The following is a 15,814-nucleotide window of genomic DNA, read 5'->3' as shown; positions in this document are numbered from 1 at the left end:
CACCGAGGCCGTCCGCGAAGTCCCACTCCCGCGGGCGGCTTCACGCGCGTCGCCCGGCGACGCACACCCTCACGCCCTCCCCTCACACCTTCCCGATCCCCAACGTGGACTCCGAAGGCAGCAGCCCCGAACCCAGCACCGCGACCCAGAACTCGCCGAGCAGCTCGGTCAGTCGGCTCCGCTCGGCCGGGGTGAGGGCGAGCCAGGGGGCGGCGGCCAGTTCGTCCGTGTGGCGTTCGACCTCGGCGCGGAGCTCGCGGCCCGCGGGTGTGGCGGTGCCGGATTCGGTCACGAGGCCGCGCGCGGCGAGGCGTTCACGGGCGGCGCTCCACTCCCCCGGGCTCCAGCCGCGGCTCTCGAAGCGCTCGACGGAGGCCGCACCGATCGCCGCGAAGGACACGAGCGCTTCGACGGGGTCGAGCCCGGCGACGAGCAGCGCCGCGAGGTGTCCGTCGCCGCGGTGTTCGCGCAGGATCGTCGCCGCATGCCACAGCTGGAGGTGCGGGGCGACCGGCCACGCCGGCTCCGCGTTGGCCGCGGCCATGGGCCGGCCCGCGGTGTTCGCGGCCTCGGCGGCACGGCGCAACAGCCCCGCGGCCTCGACGAGTTCGGGGCTCGCCGCGCGGTCGCCGAATATCGCGCGGTACGCCCGGTCCATGCCCCGCTCCCTCGCCTTCAGCACGTCCGCGGGGCTCGCGGTGTCCCACGCGGAGTCCATGTGCGCGGCGACCATGCGCGGGCTGAAGCTGTAGAAGGCGGACGACACGCGCTCGCTCCCGACCGCCCCCAACGGCGCGGCGCGGAAGGGGAAGTAGGTCGGCCAGCGGTTCTGCGCCGACCCGGCGTACCCGAGCGCGGCCGATTCCTCGAAGACCTCCGGCGCGTAGTAGAGCACCGCGTGCAGGGGCTCCAGCAGGTGCCACAGCCGACGCACCTCGCCGAGCCCGATCCCGGTCTCCATACCGACAGCCCCGTCCCCCTGAACCACCCCGGCCACCTCACTACCGTGCTCCGACATGACGAATCCCCTCGCCCCGTTCCCACCCGTGCGACAACTTGACACTGACAAGATTGCCCGAACCCGCCGAACTTGTCAATGCCTAGATTCCGCGTACGCTGATGACCATGGAGACCGCGAAGACCACTCCCGAACGCCCCTACCACCACGGCGATCTGCGTCGCGCGATCCTGAGCGCCGCGCTCGACGTCATCGCCGCCGAAGGCCCGTCCGCGCTGAGTCTGCGCGACCTGGCCCGCCGGGCAGGCGTCTCGCACGCGGCTCCGGCCCACCACTTCAAGGACCGCACCGGCCTGCTCACGGCGATCGCGGCCGAGGGCCACGCGCTGCTGTCGGCCGCGCTCGCCGAGGCCACGGACCTACGGGACGCGGGCGTCCACTACGTACGCTTCGCGCGTGAGCACCCCGCGCACTTCCAGGTGATGTTCACGCCGGAGCTGCTGCGTGAGAACGACCTGGAGCTGACCACGGCCCGCGCCCTGACCGCGGACCGCCTGCGCCAGGCCGTCTCCGACCGGGCGCCGGAACCCGGCACCGACCCCCGCCTCGCCGGAGTCGCCGCCTGGTCCCTGGCCCACGGCTTCGCCACGCTGCTCCTCGGCCACAACCTGGACGGCGCGGTCGGCGACCAGGACCCCGAGGAGGCCTTCCGCACCCTGACGGGAATGCTGTTCCAGCCACCATCGGCGTGAGCCCGGCCTCCACCACCGGCCGCTACGACTCCGTACGACCTCTACGACCTACGACCCGACAATCGTCGACCTCTACGACCCGAGAATCGTCGCCAGGAACTCCCCGGTCCACCCCAGCAACTCCCGCCCGACCAAAGGCTTCCCGCCCACCTTCGCCGTCTTCGGGCGGGGCACCAGGAGCTGGTGGGCGGCCGGCTTGATGACCGTGCCCGGGTAGAGCCGCTTGAGGCGGAGTTCCTGGGACTCGCGCAACTCCGCCGGTGCGAAGCGGATGTTGTTGCCCTGAAGCACGACCTCGCCGACGCCGCACGCCCGCGCGAGCATCCGCAGGCCCGCGACGAGCAGCAGGTTCTCCACCGGCTCGGGCAGCTTGCCGTAGCGGTCGGTGAGCTCCTCGCGTACGGCCTTGACGTCCTCCTCCGTGTTGGCGGAGGCGATGGCACGGTAGGCCTGCAGACGCAGCCGCTCACCCGGCGCGTAGTCGTGCGGGACGTGCGCGTCGACCGGCAGCTCGATCTTGACCTCCAGGGGCGGCTCCTCCTCGACTCCGCCTTCCAGGGAGGCCCGGTAGTCCGCGACCGCCTCGCCGACCATACGGACGTACAGGTCGAAGCCGACGCCCGCGATGTGACCCGACTGCTCGCCGCCGAGCAGATTGCCCGCGCCGCGGATCTCCAGGTCCTTCATCGCCACGTACATGCCCGCGCCCATCTCCGTGTGCTGGGCGATGGTCGCGAGCCGCTCGTGCGCGGTCTCCGTCAGAGGCTTCTCCGGCGGGTACAGGAAGTAGGCGTAGCCGCGCTCACGGCCTCGGCCCACCCGGCCGCGCAGCTGGTGCAGCTGCGAGAGGCCGAAGTTGTCGCCGCGCTCCACGATCAGCGTGTTGGCGTTGGAGATGTCGATGCCGGATTCGACGATCGTGGTCGACACGAGCACGTCGAACCGCTTCTCCCAGAAGTCGACGACCACCTGCTCCAGAGCCTGCTCGCCCATCTGGCCGTGCGCCGTCGCGATACGCGCCTCGGGGACGATCTCACGCAGCCGCGCCGCCGCCCGGTCGATCGACTCGACCCGGTTGTGGATGTAGAAGACCTGGCCCTCGCGCAGCAGTTCGCGGCGGACGGCCGCGCCGATCTGCTTCTCCTCGTACGGGCCGACGAAGGTCAGCACCGGGTGCCGCTCCTCCGGCGGGGTGGTGATCGTGGACATCTCCCGGATGCCCGTCACCGCCATTTCGAGCGTACGGGGAATGGGGGTGGCGGACATCGTCAGGACGTCCACGTTGGCGCGCAGCTTCTTCAGCTGCTCCTTGTGCTCGACGCCGAAGCGCTGCTCCTCGTCGACGATGACCAGGCCCAGGTCCTTGAACTTGGTCTCGGCGGAGAACAGCCGGTGGGTGCCGATGACGAGGTCCACCGAGCCTTCGCGCAGCCCCTCCAGGACCGCCTTGGCCTCGGTGTCGGTCTGGAAGCGGGACAGGGCGCGGACGTTCACCGGGAACTGCGAGTAGCGCTCGGAGAAGGTCCCGAAGTGCTGCTGCACCAGCAGCGTCGTCGGCACAAGGACCGCGACCTGCTTGCCGTCCTGCACCGCCTTGAAGGCCGCGCGGACCGCGATCTCCGTCTTGCCGTAGCCGACGTCGCCGCAGATCAGGCGGTCCATCGGGACCGTCTTCTCCATGTCCTCCTTGACCTCGGCGATGGTCGTGAGCTGGTCGGGGGTCTCCGCGTACGGGAAGGCGTCCTCGAGTTCGCGCTGCCAAGGGGTGTCGGAACCGAAGGCGTGACCGGGGGCCGCCATGCGCGCGCTGTACAGCTTGATCAGGTCCGCCGCGATCTCCTTGACCGCCTTCTTGGCGCGCGCCTTGGTCTTCGTCCAGTCGGCGCCGCCCAGGCGGTGCAGGGTGGGGGCCTCGCCGCCGACGTACTTGGTGATCTGTTCCAGCTGGTCGGTGGGGATGTAGAGGCGGTCACCGGGCTGGCCGCGCTTGGCCGGGGCGTACTCCACCACCAGGTATTCGCGCGTCGCGCCCTGGACGGTCCGCTGCACCATCTCGATGTAGCGGCCGACACCGTGCTGCTCGTGCACGATGTAGTCGCCCGCTTCGAGCGTGAGGGGGTCGATGGTCTTGCGGCGGCGGGCCGGCATGCGCGCGCCGTCCTTGCCGGCCGCCTTCTGGCCGGAGAGGTCGGTCTCCGTGAGGACGGCGAGCTTGAGCGCCGGGTCCATGAAGCCGTAGTCGATCGAACCGCAGGCGACCTGCACGACGGCGGGCGTCAGCTCGGTCAGCTCCGCGTCGAGGCGGGCCGCGATGCCCTCGCCGCCGAGGACCTCGACGGTACGGGCGGCGGGGCCGTGCGCCTCGGTGACGTACACCGTGCGCCAGCCGTCCGCGAGCCAGCCCTTGGTGTCGGCGAGTGCCCTGGCCGTGTCGCCGCGGTAGCTCTCGGGGGCGTGCATGCCGAGCTTGAGGGTGTCCGCGTCCAGTTCCTCGTCAGCCGCGAACGGCGACACCGACCACCACATCATGTCCAGCTCGCGGGCCCGGTCGCGGACGTCCGCGATGGCCCACAGGGAGGCCGCGCCGACGTCGATGGGCGCCTCGCCGCCCCCGGCCGTCGCCGCCCAGGACGCCTGCAGGAACTCCTGCGAGGTCGCCACCAGGTCCGCGGCCCGCGTCCGCACCCGCTCCGGGTCGCAGACGACGGCCATCGAGCCCTTGGGCAGGACGTCGAGCAGCAGTTCCATGTCGTCGACGAGGACCGGAGCCAGTGACTCCATTCCCTCCACGGCGATGCCCTCGGCGATCTTGCCGAGCAGTTCGCCCAGCTCGGGGTGTTCCTCGGCGAGCCGGGCCGCCCGCTCCCGCACCTCGTCCGTCAGGAGCAGCTCGCGGCAGGGCGGCGCCCACAGTCCGTGCTCGGCGACCTCGAGGGAGCGCTGGTCGGCGACCTTGAAGTAACGGATCTCCTCGACGTCGTCGCCCCAGAACTCCACCCTCAGGGGGTGCTCCTCGGTGGGCGGGAAGACGTCCAGGATGCCGCCGCGTACGGCGAACTCGCCGCGCTTCTCGACGAGCTCGACCCGGGAGTACGCGGCCGCGGCGAGCGCCTCGACGACCCCGCCCAGATCTGCGCTCCGGCCCGTCCGCAGCGCGACAGGCTCCAGGTCTCCCAGGCCCTTGACCTGCGGTTGCAGCACCGAGCGCACCGGGGCGACGACGACCGACACCGGGCCGGTCTCGGGGTCGTCGGGGCGCGGGTGCGCCAGGCGGCGCAGCACGGCGAGACGGCGGCCGACGGTGTCCGAGCGGGGGGAGAGCCGCTCGTGCGGGAGCGTCTCCCACGACGGGTACTCCGCGACCGTGTCGGCCGGGAGGAGGGACCTGAGCGCCGCGGCCAGGTCCTCGGCCTCGCGTCCCGTCGCCGTCACGGCCAGTACGGGGCGGCCGGCGTCGCGGGCCAGGGCCGCCACCGCGAAGGGGCGGGCGGCGGGCGGGCCGACCAGGTCGATGTGCATCCGGTTGCCGTCGGTGGCGGCCTTCACCGCTTCCGCGAGGGCGGCGTCCTTGACGACGGCGTCGAGCAGACCGTGCAGGCTCATGAAGGGCTTCCATCCCGGAGAGAGGGCAACGCGAACCGCCCGACACGTCTCGACGGGCCGGGGTTGTCCAGCCTACGACGGCGCCGCGCTCCCTGTGAGACGCACGAGGTGGACGGCCCCGGCCCCGGTTCGACGGCCTGTCGGGGAATCGGGGCACAGCCCCACCTCACCCCACTGGAAGTGACCCGCGCCACAGCCCACCCCAACCGTCAACCACACCCCACGTCCCCGGCGTATACCCCGTGACACGTGATCACGTACCGGGAGCCGCATGAGCTCGAACCCGACCCCCGCCGACACCGCCACCGCCACCGCCACCGCCGACACCGCCCCAGAAACCGACAGCGCCCCCATACCTCCGCCGGTCACGGCAGTCCCCGCCCGTGACCGGCGCTCCCGCGACCCCCAGCTCCTGGCGGTCCTGCTCTTCACCGCCTACGCGACCCTGTCGGTCTGCCGCTGGCGGCATCTGGCGACCCGTTCCTGGGACCTCGGCATCTTCGAGCAGGCCGTCCGCGCCTACGCCCACCTGCGCGCCCCCGTCGCCGATCTCAAAGGCCCGGGCAGCAACCTCCTCGGCGACCACTTCAGCCCGGTCATGGCCCTCCTCGCGCCCGCGTACCGGCTCTTCCCCACCCCGGTCACCCTCCTCGTCGCCCAGGCCGCGCTGCTGGCCCTGTCCGCGGTCCCGGTCACCCGTGCCGCCGCCCGGCTCCTCGGCCGCTCCCGGGGACTCGCGCTGGGTCTCGCGTACGGGCTGTCGTGGGGGATCCAGCGCGCCGTCGACTTCGACTTCCACGAGATCTGCTTCGCCGTCCCGCTGATCGCCTTCGCCCTGGAAGCGGTCCTGGAGCGACGGTGGCGCGCGGCCCTGCGGTGGGCGTTCCCGTTGGTCCTCGTCAAGGAGGACCTCGGGCTCACCCTGGCCGCGATCGCCCTGGTCGTGGCCGTGCGGGCCCGGAAGCCCGCCCCGCGTACGGCCCTGTGCGCGCTCGGGGTCGCCGTCCTCGGAGTGCTGGCCGCGCTGCTCACCTTCACGGTGCTGATCCCTGCCTTCAACACCGCGGACACCTACGCCTACTGGAACAAGGCCGGCGGTGATCCCCTCGACGGCCTGGGCACCAAACTCCGCACCGTCGCCTGGCTGCTGATCCCCACCACCGGTCTGCTGGCGCTGCGCTCCCCGCTCCTCCTGGTCGCCCTGCCGACCCTGGGCTGGCGTTTCCTCTCCTCGGACCCGCACTACTGGGGCACGGACTGGCACTACAGCGCCGTCCTGATGCCGGTCCTGTCCCTCGCCCTCGCCGACGCGCTCTCCCGGTCCCGCTGGAGCCCGCGCCCGTGGCTGCGCTCGTACGCGCTGCACCTGCCCACGGCCGTCGTCGCGGCCGCGCTCGCGCTGACGACCTCGCTCCCGCTGTCCGTGCTGGGCGAGTCCGCCGCGTATCGCAAGCCCGCGCGCGTGGGTGCCGTGGAGCGGCTGCTGGCGCGTGTCCCGGACGGGTCGAGTGTCGAGGCGAACGTCGGCCCGAGCAGTCGGCTCGTCGCGCGCTGCCGGGTCTTCTGGACGGGCGACACCGGTGGCGTCACCCCGGACTTCATCGCCCTCGACGACTCCGACCACGCGATCCAGGACGTCCAGGCGTACGCCGCCCGTCTGCACCCCCGCGCCGCGTACGACGTCGTGGGCGCCGCCTACGGCTACGTACTCCTGGAGCGGCGGACCTGAGGCACCGCGTACGACCGCGGGCCCGGCCCAGGAGGTGATGTCCTCCTGGGCCGGGCCCGTCCCCCGTAACCCCCGTATACGGTGGCTTCGCGGCGGCTGCTGCCGCCGACTAGTCGGTGGCGATGGCGTTCAGTACGTTCATCCGGCCCGCCCGGAACGCCGGGATCAGGGCGGCGAACAGGCCCACGAACGCCGAGCCGATGAAGACCCCGATGATGGTCGGCCAGGGGATCTCCAGGACCTTCAGGCCCTCCAGGGCGAGGAGCTTCTGGGCGGTGGCACCCCAGCCCATGCCCAGGCCGAGGCCGAGCAGCGCGCCGAAGAGGGCGATGACGACCGACTCCAGGCGGATCATGCGGCGCAGCTGGCGGCGGGACATCCCGATGGCGCGCATCAGGCCGATCTCGCGCGTCCGCTCCACCACCGACAGGGCGAGGGTGTTGATCACGCCGAGGACGGCGACGACGATCGCGAGGGCGAGCAGGCCGTAGACCATGTTCAGGAGCTGGCCGATCTGGTCCTTGAGCTCCTGCTTGTAGTCGGTCTGGTCGCGGACCTGGTACTGCGGGTACTGCTCCATGGACTTCTTCAGGGCCGCGTACGCCTGCTTCTCCTGGCCGTCCTTGGCGCTGGCGAACATGATCTGGTCCGGCGGGATCCGGTTGGCCGGGAGGTACGTCCGCATGGTCTGGGTGCTGAGGTACCGCGCGCCCTGGTCGATGACCACGTCGTCGTCGGTGATCGCGGCGACCTTGAGCTTCGCCGTGCTGCCGCCCTTGAAGGCGACGGTCAGGGTGTCGCCGAGCCTCACGTGGTGCTTGGTGGCGAACTCCGAGCCGACGGACATGGAGTCCTTGCCGTAGGCGGCGGTCAGTTCACCGGCCGTCGTCTTGCGGTGCAGGTCCTGCGCGTAGGTGGGGTCGGCGGCCGTGACGCCGTCGCTGTCCGTGAATCCGTCGGGGGTGGTGAGCTTGGCCTCGATGTCCCGGTAGTGCGTGACGTGGGACAGTCCGGGCGTCGTCTCGATGGCCTTCGCGGCCTGCGGGACGATCCGCTGGTTGCCCTGGATGATGAAGTCGGTGCCGACCGACTTGTCGAGTTCGTCGGTCGCGGAGGCGACCATGGACGAGCCGACGACCGACAGGCAGGCGACGAGGGCGAGGCCGATCATCAGGGCCGCGCCAGTGGCTCCGGTGCGGCGCGGGTTGCGCAGCGCGTTGCGCTCCGCCATCCGTCCGACGGGGCCGAAGAAGCGCAGCAGCACCGCGCTGATGACCCGGACGACACCGCCCGCGAGCAGCGGGCCGATGATGACGAACCCGATCAGGGTCAGGACGACTCCCGCGCCCAGTACCAGCGAGCCGTCGGTCGCCTTGTCGGCGTGGGCCGCCGTGAAGAGCGCGAAGGTTCCGGCGCCGGTGAGGACCAGGCCGATGATGCCGCGGACGAGACCGGCCTTGCCGTCCGCCGGTGTACCGGCGTCGCGCAGCGCGGCCATCGGGGAGACCTTGCCGGCCCGGCGAGCGGGCAGATAGGCGGCGAGGACGGTGACCACGACACCGAGCACGAGTCCGATGACCGGGGTCGTCGCCTTGACCGTCAGATCGCGGGTGGACAGGTCCATGCCCGCCGCCGACATGAGCTTCATCAGGCCGATCGCGAGGCCGACGCCCGCGCCGACGCCGAGGATCGAGCCGAAGATGCCGAGCAGGGTCGCCTCGACCAGGACGGACCGGTTGACCTGCTTGCGGGACGAGCCGATCGCCCGCATCAGGCCGATCTCGCGGGTGCGCTGGGCGACCAGCATGGAGAAGGTGTTGATGATCAGAAAGATGCCGACCAGGAAGGCGATCCCGGCGAAGCCGAGCATGGCGTACTTGATGACGTTCATGAAGGAGCCGACGCCGGAGCGGTTCTCGTCGGAGTACTCCTTCTGCGTCTGCACCTTGTACGCGCCGGCGCCGATCGAGGAGATGACGTTCTGCTTGAGCGTGTCGTTGGTGACACCGGTGGCGGCGGAGAGGTTGATGTTGGTGAACCGGCCGGTGGTGCCGAGCAGTTCGCGCTGGGCGGTGGCGGTGTCGAAGTAGACGACGGCGGCACCGGGGTTGGTCACCTTGAAGGTGGCGATGCCGACGATCCTGGCCTTGAAGTCACCGGTGACGGCGATGGTGCGCAGTTCGTCGCCGAGCTTCAGGTGGTGCTTGTCGGCGGTGTCGGCGTCGACCATCGTCTCGGTCGGCCCGCGCGGGGCGTGACCGGAGGTGATCTCCATCGAACGCAGGTCGTTGCGCGTCCAGTTGCCGGCGATCGTCGGGGCCCCGGTGCTCGACCCCATGTTCTTGTTGGCGCTGTTGACGACGGTCACGTTCATCGAACTGACGGCGCCCTCGGCGTACTTGACGCCTTCCGCCTTCTTGGCCCGCTCCAGGACCGAGGCGGACAGCGAGTCGGGCCTGCCGTTCTGCGGGGTGCTGTCGCTCTTGGCCGTCTTCGGCGAGACGGTCACGTCGGAGGAGGTGGCGGCGAACAGCTTGTCGAACGTCGTGTTCATGGTGTCGGTGAACACCAGCGTGCCGCAGACGAAGGCCACGGACAGCAGGACCGCGACCGCCGACAGCGCCATCCGTCCCTTGTGCGCGAAGAAGTTGCGCATCGAGGTCTTCAGGACGGTCATGACGTACGCCCCCGCGCGTCGAAGTCCTTCATGCGGTCGAGGACCTGATCGGCCGTCGGCTGGTACATCTCGTCGACGATCCGGCCGTCGGCGAGGTACAGCACGCGGTCCGAGTACGAGGCCGCCACCGGGTCGTGCGTCACGATCACGATGGTCTGGCCGAGCTCGTCCACCGAGCGGCGCAGGAAGCCCAGCACCTCGGCGCCCGCCCGGGAGTCGAGGTTTCCGGTCGGCTCGTCCCCGAAGATGATCTCGGGCCGCGCGGCGAGTGCCCGTGCCACCGCGACGCGCTGCTGCTGGCCGCCGGAGAGCTGGCTGGGCCGGTGCTTGAGCCGGTCGGCGAGTCCGACGGTCTCCACGACCTGGTCGAGCCAGCCCTTGTTCGGCTTGCGGCCCGCGATGTCCATCGGCAGCGTGATGTTCTCTATCGCGTTCAGCGTCGGCAGCAGGTTGAACGCCTGGAAGATGAACCCGATCCGGTCCCGGCGCAGCTGCGTGAGCTTCTTGTCCTTGAGCCCGGTGATCTCGGTCTCGTCGAGGTAGATCTGGCCGGAGGTGACGGTGTCGAGTCCGGCGAGGCAGTGCATCAGCGTGGACTTGCCGGACCCCGAGGGGCCCATGATCGCGGTGAACTGCCCCCGCGCGATGTCCACGTCGACCTGGTCCAGGGCGACGACCCGGGTCTCCCCGGCCCCGTACGCCTTGACGACCTGCCGCGCCCGTGCGGCAACGGCCGTACGCCCTCCAGTGCCCCCGTGCCTGGGAATGGTCACAGCCGATGTCACGGTGTATCTCCTATGTCGGTCAGCGGATGAAGTGCTCTTCGCTACGTCGGTAAGTCTGGTGGCGAGGGGTGGTCCGGCGCGCTGGTGCCCAGCGCAGTCTTCTACGGGGGAAAACCCCACCCCCGTGGGTCCGGTCCACCGCCCTCAGCGGCATAAAGCCAGGTTAAGGACGGCCCCCGCCCCGTCTCGTCCTCCGCCGGTACGAACGCCCCCCGAGCCCTAGTGGGGAGAGACCCCTAGGGGCAGTCCACCCTTCGGTGGAGTCCCTCTCGGGGTTGCCTCCACCCTCGGTCCCAGTCAGCGTCCACCCTCCCGCTACGTGAAGGTCAAGTGAGAGGGTGGAGGACGGCGGATAGTTGCAGGGGGAACCGATCAGGGGAGGCGCTCCAGTGGGCCAGGGGGACACCGGAATACGGGCCGCGACGACGGAACACCCAGCGGCCTCGCGCAGCCGCAGGGGTGCCGTCGTCGCCGCCCTGATGCTCTCCATGGCGCTGGCCGCGCTCGACTCCACCATCGTCTCCACGGCCGTACCGCAGATCGTCGGCGACCTCGGCGGCTTCTCCGTCTTCTCCTGGCTGTTCTCGGGCTATCTGCTCGCGGTGACGGTCACCCTGCCGGTGTACGGGAAGCTGTCCGACACCTTCGGCCGCAAGCCGGTCCTCGTCGCGGGCGCCGCCGTCTTCCTGCTCGGCTCGCTGCTGTGCGCCACCGCCTGGAACATGGCCGCGCTCATCGCCTTCCGGATCGTGCAGGGCCTGGGCGGCGGCGCGTTGCAGGGCACGGTGCAGACGCTCGCCGCGGACCTCTACCCGCTCAAGGAGCGCCCCAAGATCCAGGCCAAGCTGTCCACGGTGTGGGCGACCTCGGCGATCGCGGGCCCCTCCCTCGGCGGGGTGCTCGCCGCGTACGCCGACTGGCGCTGGATCTTCCTCATCAACCTGCCGATCGGCGCGCTGGCACTGTGGCTGATCGTCCGCCATCTGCACGAGCCGGTACGGGAGTCCTCCGGCCGCCGCCCCCGGATCGACTGGGCGGGCGCGCTGGCCGTCTTCGCCTGCGGCGGTGTGCTGCTCACCGCGCTGGTGCAGGGCGGGGTCGCCTGGCACTGGCTGTCGGCCCCGTCGCTCGCCCTGTTCGGTACGGGACTCGCGCTGATCGGCGGCGTGGTCGTGATCGAGCGCCGGGCCGCCGAGCCGATCATCCCCGGGTGGGTGTGGCGGCGCCGCACGATCGCGGCCGTCAACCTGGCGCTCGGCGCACTGGGGTTGCTCATGGTCGCCCCCACGGTGTTCCTGCCCACGTACGCGCAGGCGGTCCTCGGCCTCGCGCCCGTCGCCGCCGGATTCGTGCTCTCCGTGTGGACGTTGAGCTGGCCGGTGTCGGCGGCGTTCAGCCAGCACGTCTACGGCCGGATCGGCTTCCGCAACACCGCGATGCTCGGCATCGGCACCGCGGCCCTGATCCTGCTCGCCTTCCCCTTCCTGCCCTACCCGGGCGAGCCCTGGCAGCCGGCCCTGCTGATGTTCCTGCTGGGCGGCGCCCTGGGCCTCTTCCAACTCCCCCTGATCATCGGCGTCCAGTCGACGGTCGGCTGGGAGGAACGCGGCACGACGACGGCGTCGGTCCTCTTCTGCCGCCAGACCGGGCAGACCATCGGCGCGACCCTGTTCGGCGCGATCGCCAACGGGGTGCTGGCCGCACGGCTCGGCGGCGCCGGGGACCTGGACGCGGTGACGCGGGCGCTGGACTCGGGCGCGCCCGCCGAACATGTGCGCCACGCGGTCGCCGACGCGGTCCACGCCGTCTACCTGGGCGCGGCGGGCGCCGCAGCACTCGCCTTCCTGGTCCTGCTGTTCGTGGCACCGCGGCGCTTTCCGGTCATCAAGAATCCCGCGGACTGAAGACAGGGCCAACTGTCGATGAACTCCCGGTGTAAACGCGGGTAACGCCCCGGGTCACCGAAGTAAGCGCATACCGACCGCTCAGTTTGGTGAAAGCCTCACGTAAACCGGCTACTTGCGAGTAGCGTGCGTGCCTCGCCCACCCCCCAACTCCCTGCGGTCCACACCGGGCCCGAGCCACGCAAGGAGATCACGGGATGCAAGACGCGTTCTCGTCCCCCGAGCACCAGAGGCGGCACCAGCCGTCGTACGACCCGTATGACCCGCCGCAGCACCCGTCCCCGTACCCGTCCCCCCATCACACGCCCCCCTCGCACCTCACCTACCCCTGGCAACCGCAGCCCCAGCCGCCCGAACCCGAGAGAAGGCGACAACCGCGTCACCAGGCACTCGGCAGGCACAGCGACCTCCGCGTCCTGCGCGGCGCCTACCGCTGGCAACGGCGGGTCGCAACGCTCACCGCACTCGGCTACTTCACCCTCTTCCTCCTCCTGTCGGCGTTCGCGCCGGGGCTGATGACGGGCGAAGTGTCCGGCGGACTGCCGATCGGACTGCTGCTCGGACTGCTCCAGGTGCCGGTGACCTGCCTGGCGATCGGGCTGTACGAGTACACCGCGCGCCGGCGCGTCGACCCCATCGCGGACCGGATCCGCCGACAGACCCAGCTGGACGCGAAGCGGGAGGCGACCCGATGAGCCGGATGTCCGAGGTGACCGCCCTGACGAGCATGGTCGGGTTCAGCAGTTCCGCACGGGCCATGTCACTGGTGGCGTTCACGGCCGTCGCCACGATCACGCTGCTGCTGTGCGTGATGACCGGACCGGACCGCGACGACCTCGACGAGTTCTACACGGGCTACGGCTCCCTGTCGCCGATGCGCAACGGTCTCGCCATCGCCGGGGACTACATCTCCGCCGCGACCGTCCTCGGCACCGGCGGCGTCATCGCTCTCGCCGGGTACGACGGCGTCGTCCTCGCCCTGAGCACCGCCCTGTCGCTGATGCTGCTGATGTTCCTGCTGGCCGAACCGCTGCGCAACGCGGGCCGGTTCACCATGGGCGACGCGCTCGCACGACGGATGCCGGGGCGCGCGGTACGCATCACGGCGTGCGCCGCGACCCTCGTCGCCCTGCTGCCGCTGATGCTGGTCCAACTCGCCGGCGCGGGCGATCTGCTGGCCTTCATCCTCGGTTTCTCCAGCGACTCCCTCAAGACCGGCTGCATCATCGGCCTCGGCACACTGATGATCAGCTACGCGGCGATCGGCGGCATGAAGGGCACCGCCCTCATCCAGATCCTGAAGATCGTGATGCTGCTCGGCTCCGGCACCGTGGTCTCCGCCCTCATCCTGCAGCGTTTCGGCTGGGACCCCGGGGCCCTGTTCGACACCGCCGCCCGCAACAGCGGCGTCGGGACCGCCTTCCTGCACTCCGGCCTGCAGTTCGCGGGCGGCCCCAGCCCCCGTATCGACATGATCAGTTCGGAGCTGACCGTGGTCCTCGGCGGTGCCTGCCTGCCGCACATCACCATGCGCATGTACACCGCGGGCAGCGCCCGTCAGGTCCGCCGCTCGATGTCCTGGGCGGTACCCTGCGTGGCCGTCTTCGTGCTGGTCATCACGGTCGTCGGGTTCGGGGCCACGGCACTGATCGGACGGTCCGTGATCGCGAGCGCCGACCCGCAGGGCAACACGGCGTATCTGCTGGGATCCAGGGCCGCGTTCGGACCGGACGTGTCGACGGCCGAGACCCTCCTCTTCACGACCGTGACGACGGCGATCTTCCTCACGCTCCTCGCCTCGGTCGCCGGGATGATCCTCGCCTGCGCCAACTCCCTCGCCCACGACGTGTTCGCCGGGCGGATCCGGGAGCTGTCCCCGCGCCGCGAGATGACCCTCGCCCGGGTCTCCGCGCTCGCGGTCGGCGCACCGGCGATCCTGCTCGCCACCCTCGTCCAGCACCGCAGCCTGCAACCCCTGGTCACGCTGTCGTTCTGCCTGGGCGCCTCGGCCATAGCGCCCGCGCTGGTCTACGGCCTCTTCTGGCGCCGCTACACCCGCACGGGCCTCCTGTGCACCCTCATCGGCGGAACCCTGACCGTCCTCATCCTCATGACCGGCACCAACCTGGTCTCCGGCTCCCCCGCTTCGGCCTTCCCCGAGGCCGACTTCAACTGGTTCCCGTTCACCACCACCGGCCTCGTGTCCATTCCCCTGGGCTTCGCCTACGGGTGGCTGGGGACGGTGATCTCCGGGCGCCGCAAGGCGGAGGAACAGCGCAGGCAGTACGAGGCGGTGGAGGGGTGGATCCTGGCGGGGGCGGTACGCAGGACGCCGTAAGGGGCGGCGCTACTCCACCGGTGCCCGCCCCGTCAGCGTCATGAGACTCCTACGCACCTGATCCATCTGCGCCCGTACGCCGTCCCACCGCTCCCCGTGCTCACGCAGCACCCGCTCCGTCTCCCGAACGATCCGCTCCTCATGAACACGAGCCTCGGCCAGCACCTCGGCGGCCTGCTCCATCGCATCCTCCTGCCCGTGCCGAGCGAATTCCTCCGCCTCGGCCAGGGCACGCTCGGCCTCGACCAACGCGGCCTCGGCGCGCGCCCCCCGCTCCACGTGGTGCGCGTCGAGCGCGGCCGCCCGCTCCATCGCCGCCCGCTCCGCCTCCTCCCAGCGCTCGGCGCGCTCCTTCTCCTGCTCGTCGAGGAAGCCTTCGGTGCGCTGCCGCGCCTCGCGCAGTGCCGCCAGCGCCTCCCCCCGGCCCTCCTTGACCGCGCGACGGGCCGCGATCCGCATCTCGTCGGCCTCGGCGCGGGCGGCGAGGAGACGGTGCCGGGCGCGCTCCTCGGCCTCGCCGCGCACCTCGTCGGCGTACGCCTGCGCCGCCTCACGCATCCGCCGCCCCTCCGCCTCGGCCTCCTCGACGGCCAGCCGGGCCGCGCTCCGCGCGTTCTCGCGCACCGCCGCGGCCTCCTCCTCACCGAGCTCGCGAATCCGGCAGGCGCGCTCGCCGAGCGTCTCGTACGTCTGCGGGGCCAGCCGCGCCACGACCTCCCGCAGCCGCCCGACCTCCGCGTCCATCTCCTTGGCCAGGACGGTCAGCCGGGCGGCCCGTTCCCAGGCGGTGTCGCGGACCCGCGAGAGCGCAGCGAAGTACGCGTCGACCTGCTCGGGACGGTAACCGCGCCCCCGTACGGCCACGAAGCCGTGCGGCGACACCGATGCGCTGCTCATCCCCGGTCCCCTCTCCACTGTGCGACGTACAACACGATTTGGCGCATATCTTGGTGGATCAGGCTTAAGTGTTCATAACGCGACACTCCGCACATTCGTAGCGGTCAGCCGCGTAAAAAAAGGGTTGGACCCGGTCATACGACCGGGTCCAACCCTTTCGGCTCCCTGACG

Annotated in this window: 10 protein-coding genes; 5 read left to right on the top strand and 5 right to left on the bottom strand. The window is 71.0% G+C overall.

What is annotated here, in order from left to right; translation table 11 throughout:
• Positions 1–82: 82 nt before the first annotated feature.
• Positions 83–961: an SCO6745 family protein gene (locus ACZ7M3_RS41045; protein ID WP_472070528.1), complete on the bottom strand. Its 879-nt coding sequence runs from the start codon at positions 959–961 to the stop codon at positions 83–85.
• Between the two features lie 164 nt (positions 962–1,125).
• On the opposite strand from ACZ7M3_RS41045, the gene ACZ7M3_RS41040 reads away from it, so the two are divergent.
• Positions 1,126–1,710 (top strand): TetR/AcrR family transcriptional regulator, encoded by a 585-nt coding sequence (locus tag ACZ7M3_RS41040; RefSeq protein WP_472070506.1) that lies wholly within the window; start codon positions 1,126–1,128, stop codon positions 1,708–1,710.
• Positions 1,711–1,782: 72 nt separating this feature from the next.
• On the opposite strand, the gene mfd is transcribed toward ACZ7M3_RS41040, so the two are convergent.
• Positions 1,783–5,313, bottom strand: coding sequence for a transcription-repair coupling factor (mfd, locus tag ACZ7M3_RS41035; RefSeq protein WP_472070504.1), 3,531 nt, complete (start codon positions 5,311–5,313; stop codon positions 1,783–1,785).
• Between the two features lie 271 nt (positions 5,314–5,584).
• Here mfd and ACZ7M3_RS41030 point away from each other — a divergent pair, with 271 nt between their 5' ends.
• Positions 5,585–7,042, top strand: coding sequence for a DUF2079 domain-containing protein (locus tag ACZ7M3_RS41030; RefSeq protein ID WP_472070502.1), 1,458 nt, complete (start codon positions 5,585–5,587; stop codon positions 7,040–7,042).
• A gap of 109 nt (positions 7,043–7,151) precedes the next feature.
• Here ACZ7M3_RS41030 and ACZ7M3_RS41025 read toward each other — a convergent pair whose 3' ends face one another.
• Both ACZ7M3_RS41025 and ACZ7M3_RS41020 read right to left on the bottom strand, forming a co-directional pair.
• Positions 7,152–9,719, bottom strand: a complete 2,568-nt coding sequence (locus tag ACZ7M3_RS41025; RefSeq protein WP_472070500.1) for an ABC transporter permease — start codon at positions 9,717–9,719, stop codon at positions 7,152–7,154.
• Positions 9,716–10,504 carry an ABC transporter ATP-binding protein gene (locus tag ACZ7M3_RS41020; protein WP_351300865.1) on the bottom strand — a complete coding sequence of 263 codons (789 nt, stop codon included), beginning with the start codon at positions 10,502–10,504 and terminating at the stop codon, positions 9,716–9,718. Before ACZ7M3_RS41020 ends, ACZ7M3_RS41025 begins: the two co-directional genes overlap by 4 nt.
• 410 nt (positions 10,505–10,914) lie before the next feature.
• Between ACZ7M3_RS41020 and ACZ7M3_RS41015 the strand changes: the two genes are divergently transcribed.
• The 3 genes from ACZ7M3_RS41015 (at position 10,915) to ACZ7M3_RS41005 (ending at position 14,746) form a co-directional block, all read left to right on the top strand.
• Positions 10,915–12,408: an MFS transporter gene (locus ACZ7M3_RS41015; protein WP_472070526.1), complete on the top strand. Its 1,494-nt coding sequence runs from the start codon at positions 10,915–10,917 to the stop codon at positions 12,406–12,408.
• Between the two features lie 197 nt (positions 12,409–12,605).
• Positions 12,606–13,103, top strand: coding sequence for a DUF485 domain-containing protein (locus ACZ7M3_RS41010; protein WP_472070498.1), 498 nt, complete (start codon positions 12,606–12,608; stop codon positions 13,101–13,103).
• A 32-nt stretch (positions 13,104–13,135) separates the two neighbouring features.
• A complete protein-coding gene (locus ACZ7M3_RS41005) occupies positions 13,136–14,746 on the top strand; it encodes a sodium/solute symporter (RefSeq protein ID WP_472070524.1) in 1,611 nt (536 codons plus the stop codon).
• A 9-nt stretch (positions 14,747–14,755) separates the two neighbouring features.
• On the opposite strand, the gene ACZ7M3_RS41000 is transcribed toward ACZ7M3_RS41005, so the two are convergent.
• Positions 14,756–15,643, bottom strand: coding sequence for a cellulose-binding protein (locus ACZ7M3_RS41000; protein WP_472070496.1), 888 nt, complete (start codon positions 15,641–15,643; stop codon positions 14,756–14,758).
• Positions 15,644–15,814 lie beyond the last annotated feature (171 nt).

Source organism: Streptomyces sp. NPDC111656 (assembly GCF_055656965.1).
Note: the sequence above shows the minus strand (reverse complement) of the source record. Positions and strands in the feature narration are given on the sequence as shown.

Coding starts and splice junctions, on each gene's coding strand:
- ACZ7M3_RS41005 (WP_472070524.1), top strand. CDS start 13,136: ATGGTCGGGTTCAGCAGTTCCGCACGGGCCATGTCACTGGTGGCGTTC.
- ACZ7M3_RS41040 (WP_472070506.1), top strand. CDS start 1,126: ATGGAGACCGCGAAGACCACTCCCGAACGCCCCTACCACCACGGCGAT.
- ACZ7M3_RS41000 (WP_472070496.1), bottom strand. CDS start 15,643: ATGAGCAGCGCATCGGTGTCGCCGCACGGCTTCGTGGCCGTACGGGGG.
- ACZ7M3_RS41030 (WP_472070502.1), top strand. CDS start 5,585: ATGAGCTCGAACCCGACCCCCGCCGACACCGCCACCGCCACCGCCACC.
- ACZ7M3_RS41025 (WP_472070500.1), bottom strand. CDS start 9,719: ATGACCGTCCTGAAGACCTCGATGCGCAACTTCTTCGCGCACAAGGGA.
- ACZ7M3_RS41010 (WP_472070498.1), top strand. CDS start 12,606: ATGCAAGACGCGTTCTCGTCCCCCGAGCACCAGAGGCGGCACCAGCCG.
- mfd (WP_472070504.1), bottom strand. CDS start 5,313: ATGAGCCTGCACGGTCTGCTCGACGCCGTCGTCAAGGACGCCGCCCTC.
- ACZ7M3_RS41045 (WP_472070528.1), bottom strand. CDS start 961: ATGGAGACCGGGATCGGGCTCGGCGAGGTGCGTCGGCTGTGGCACCTG.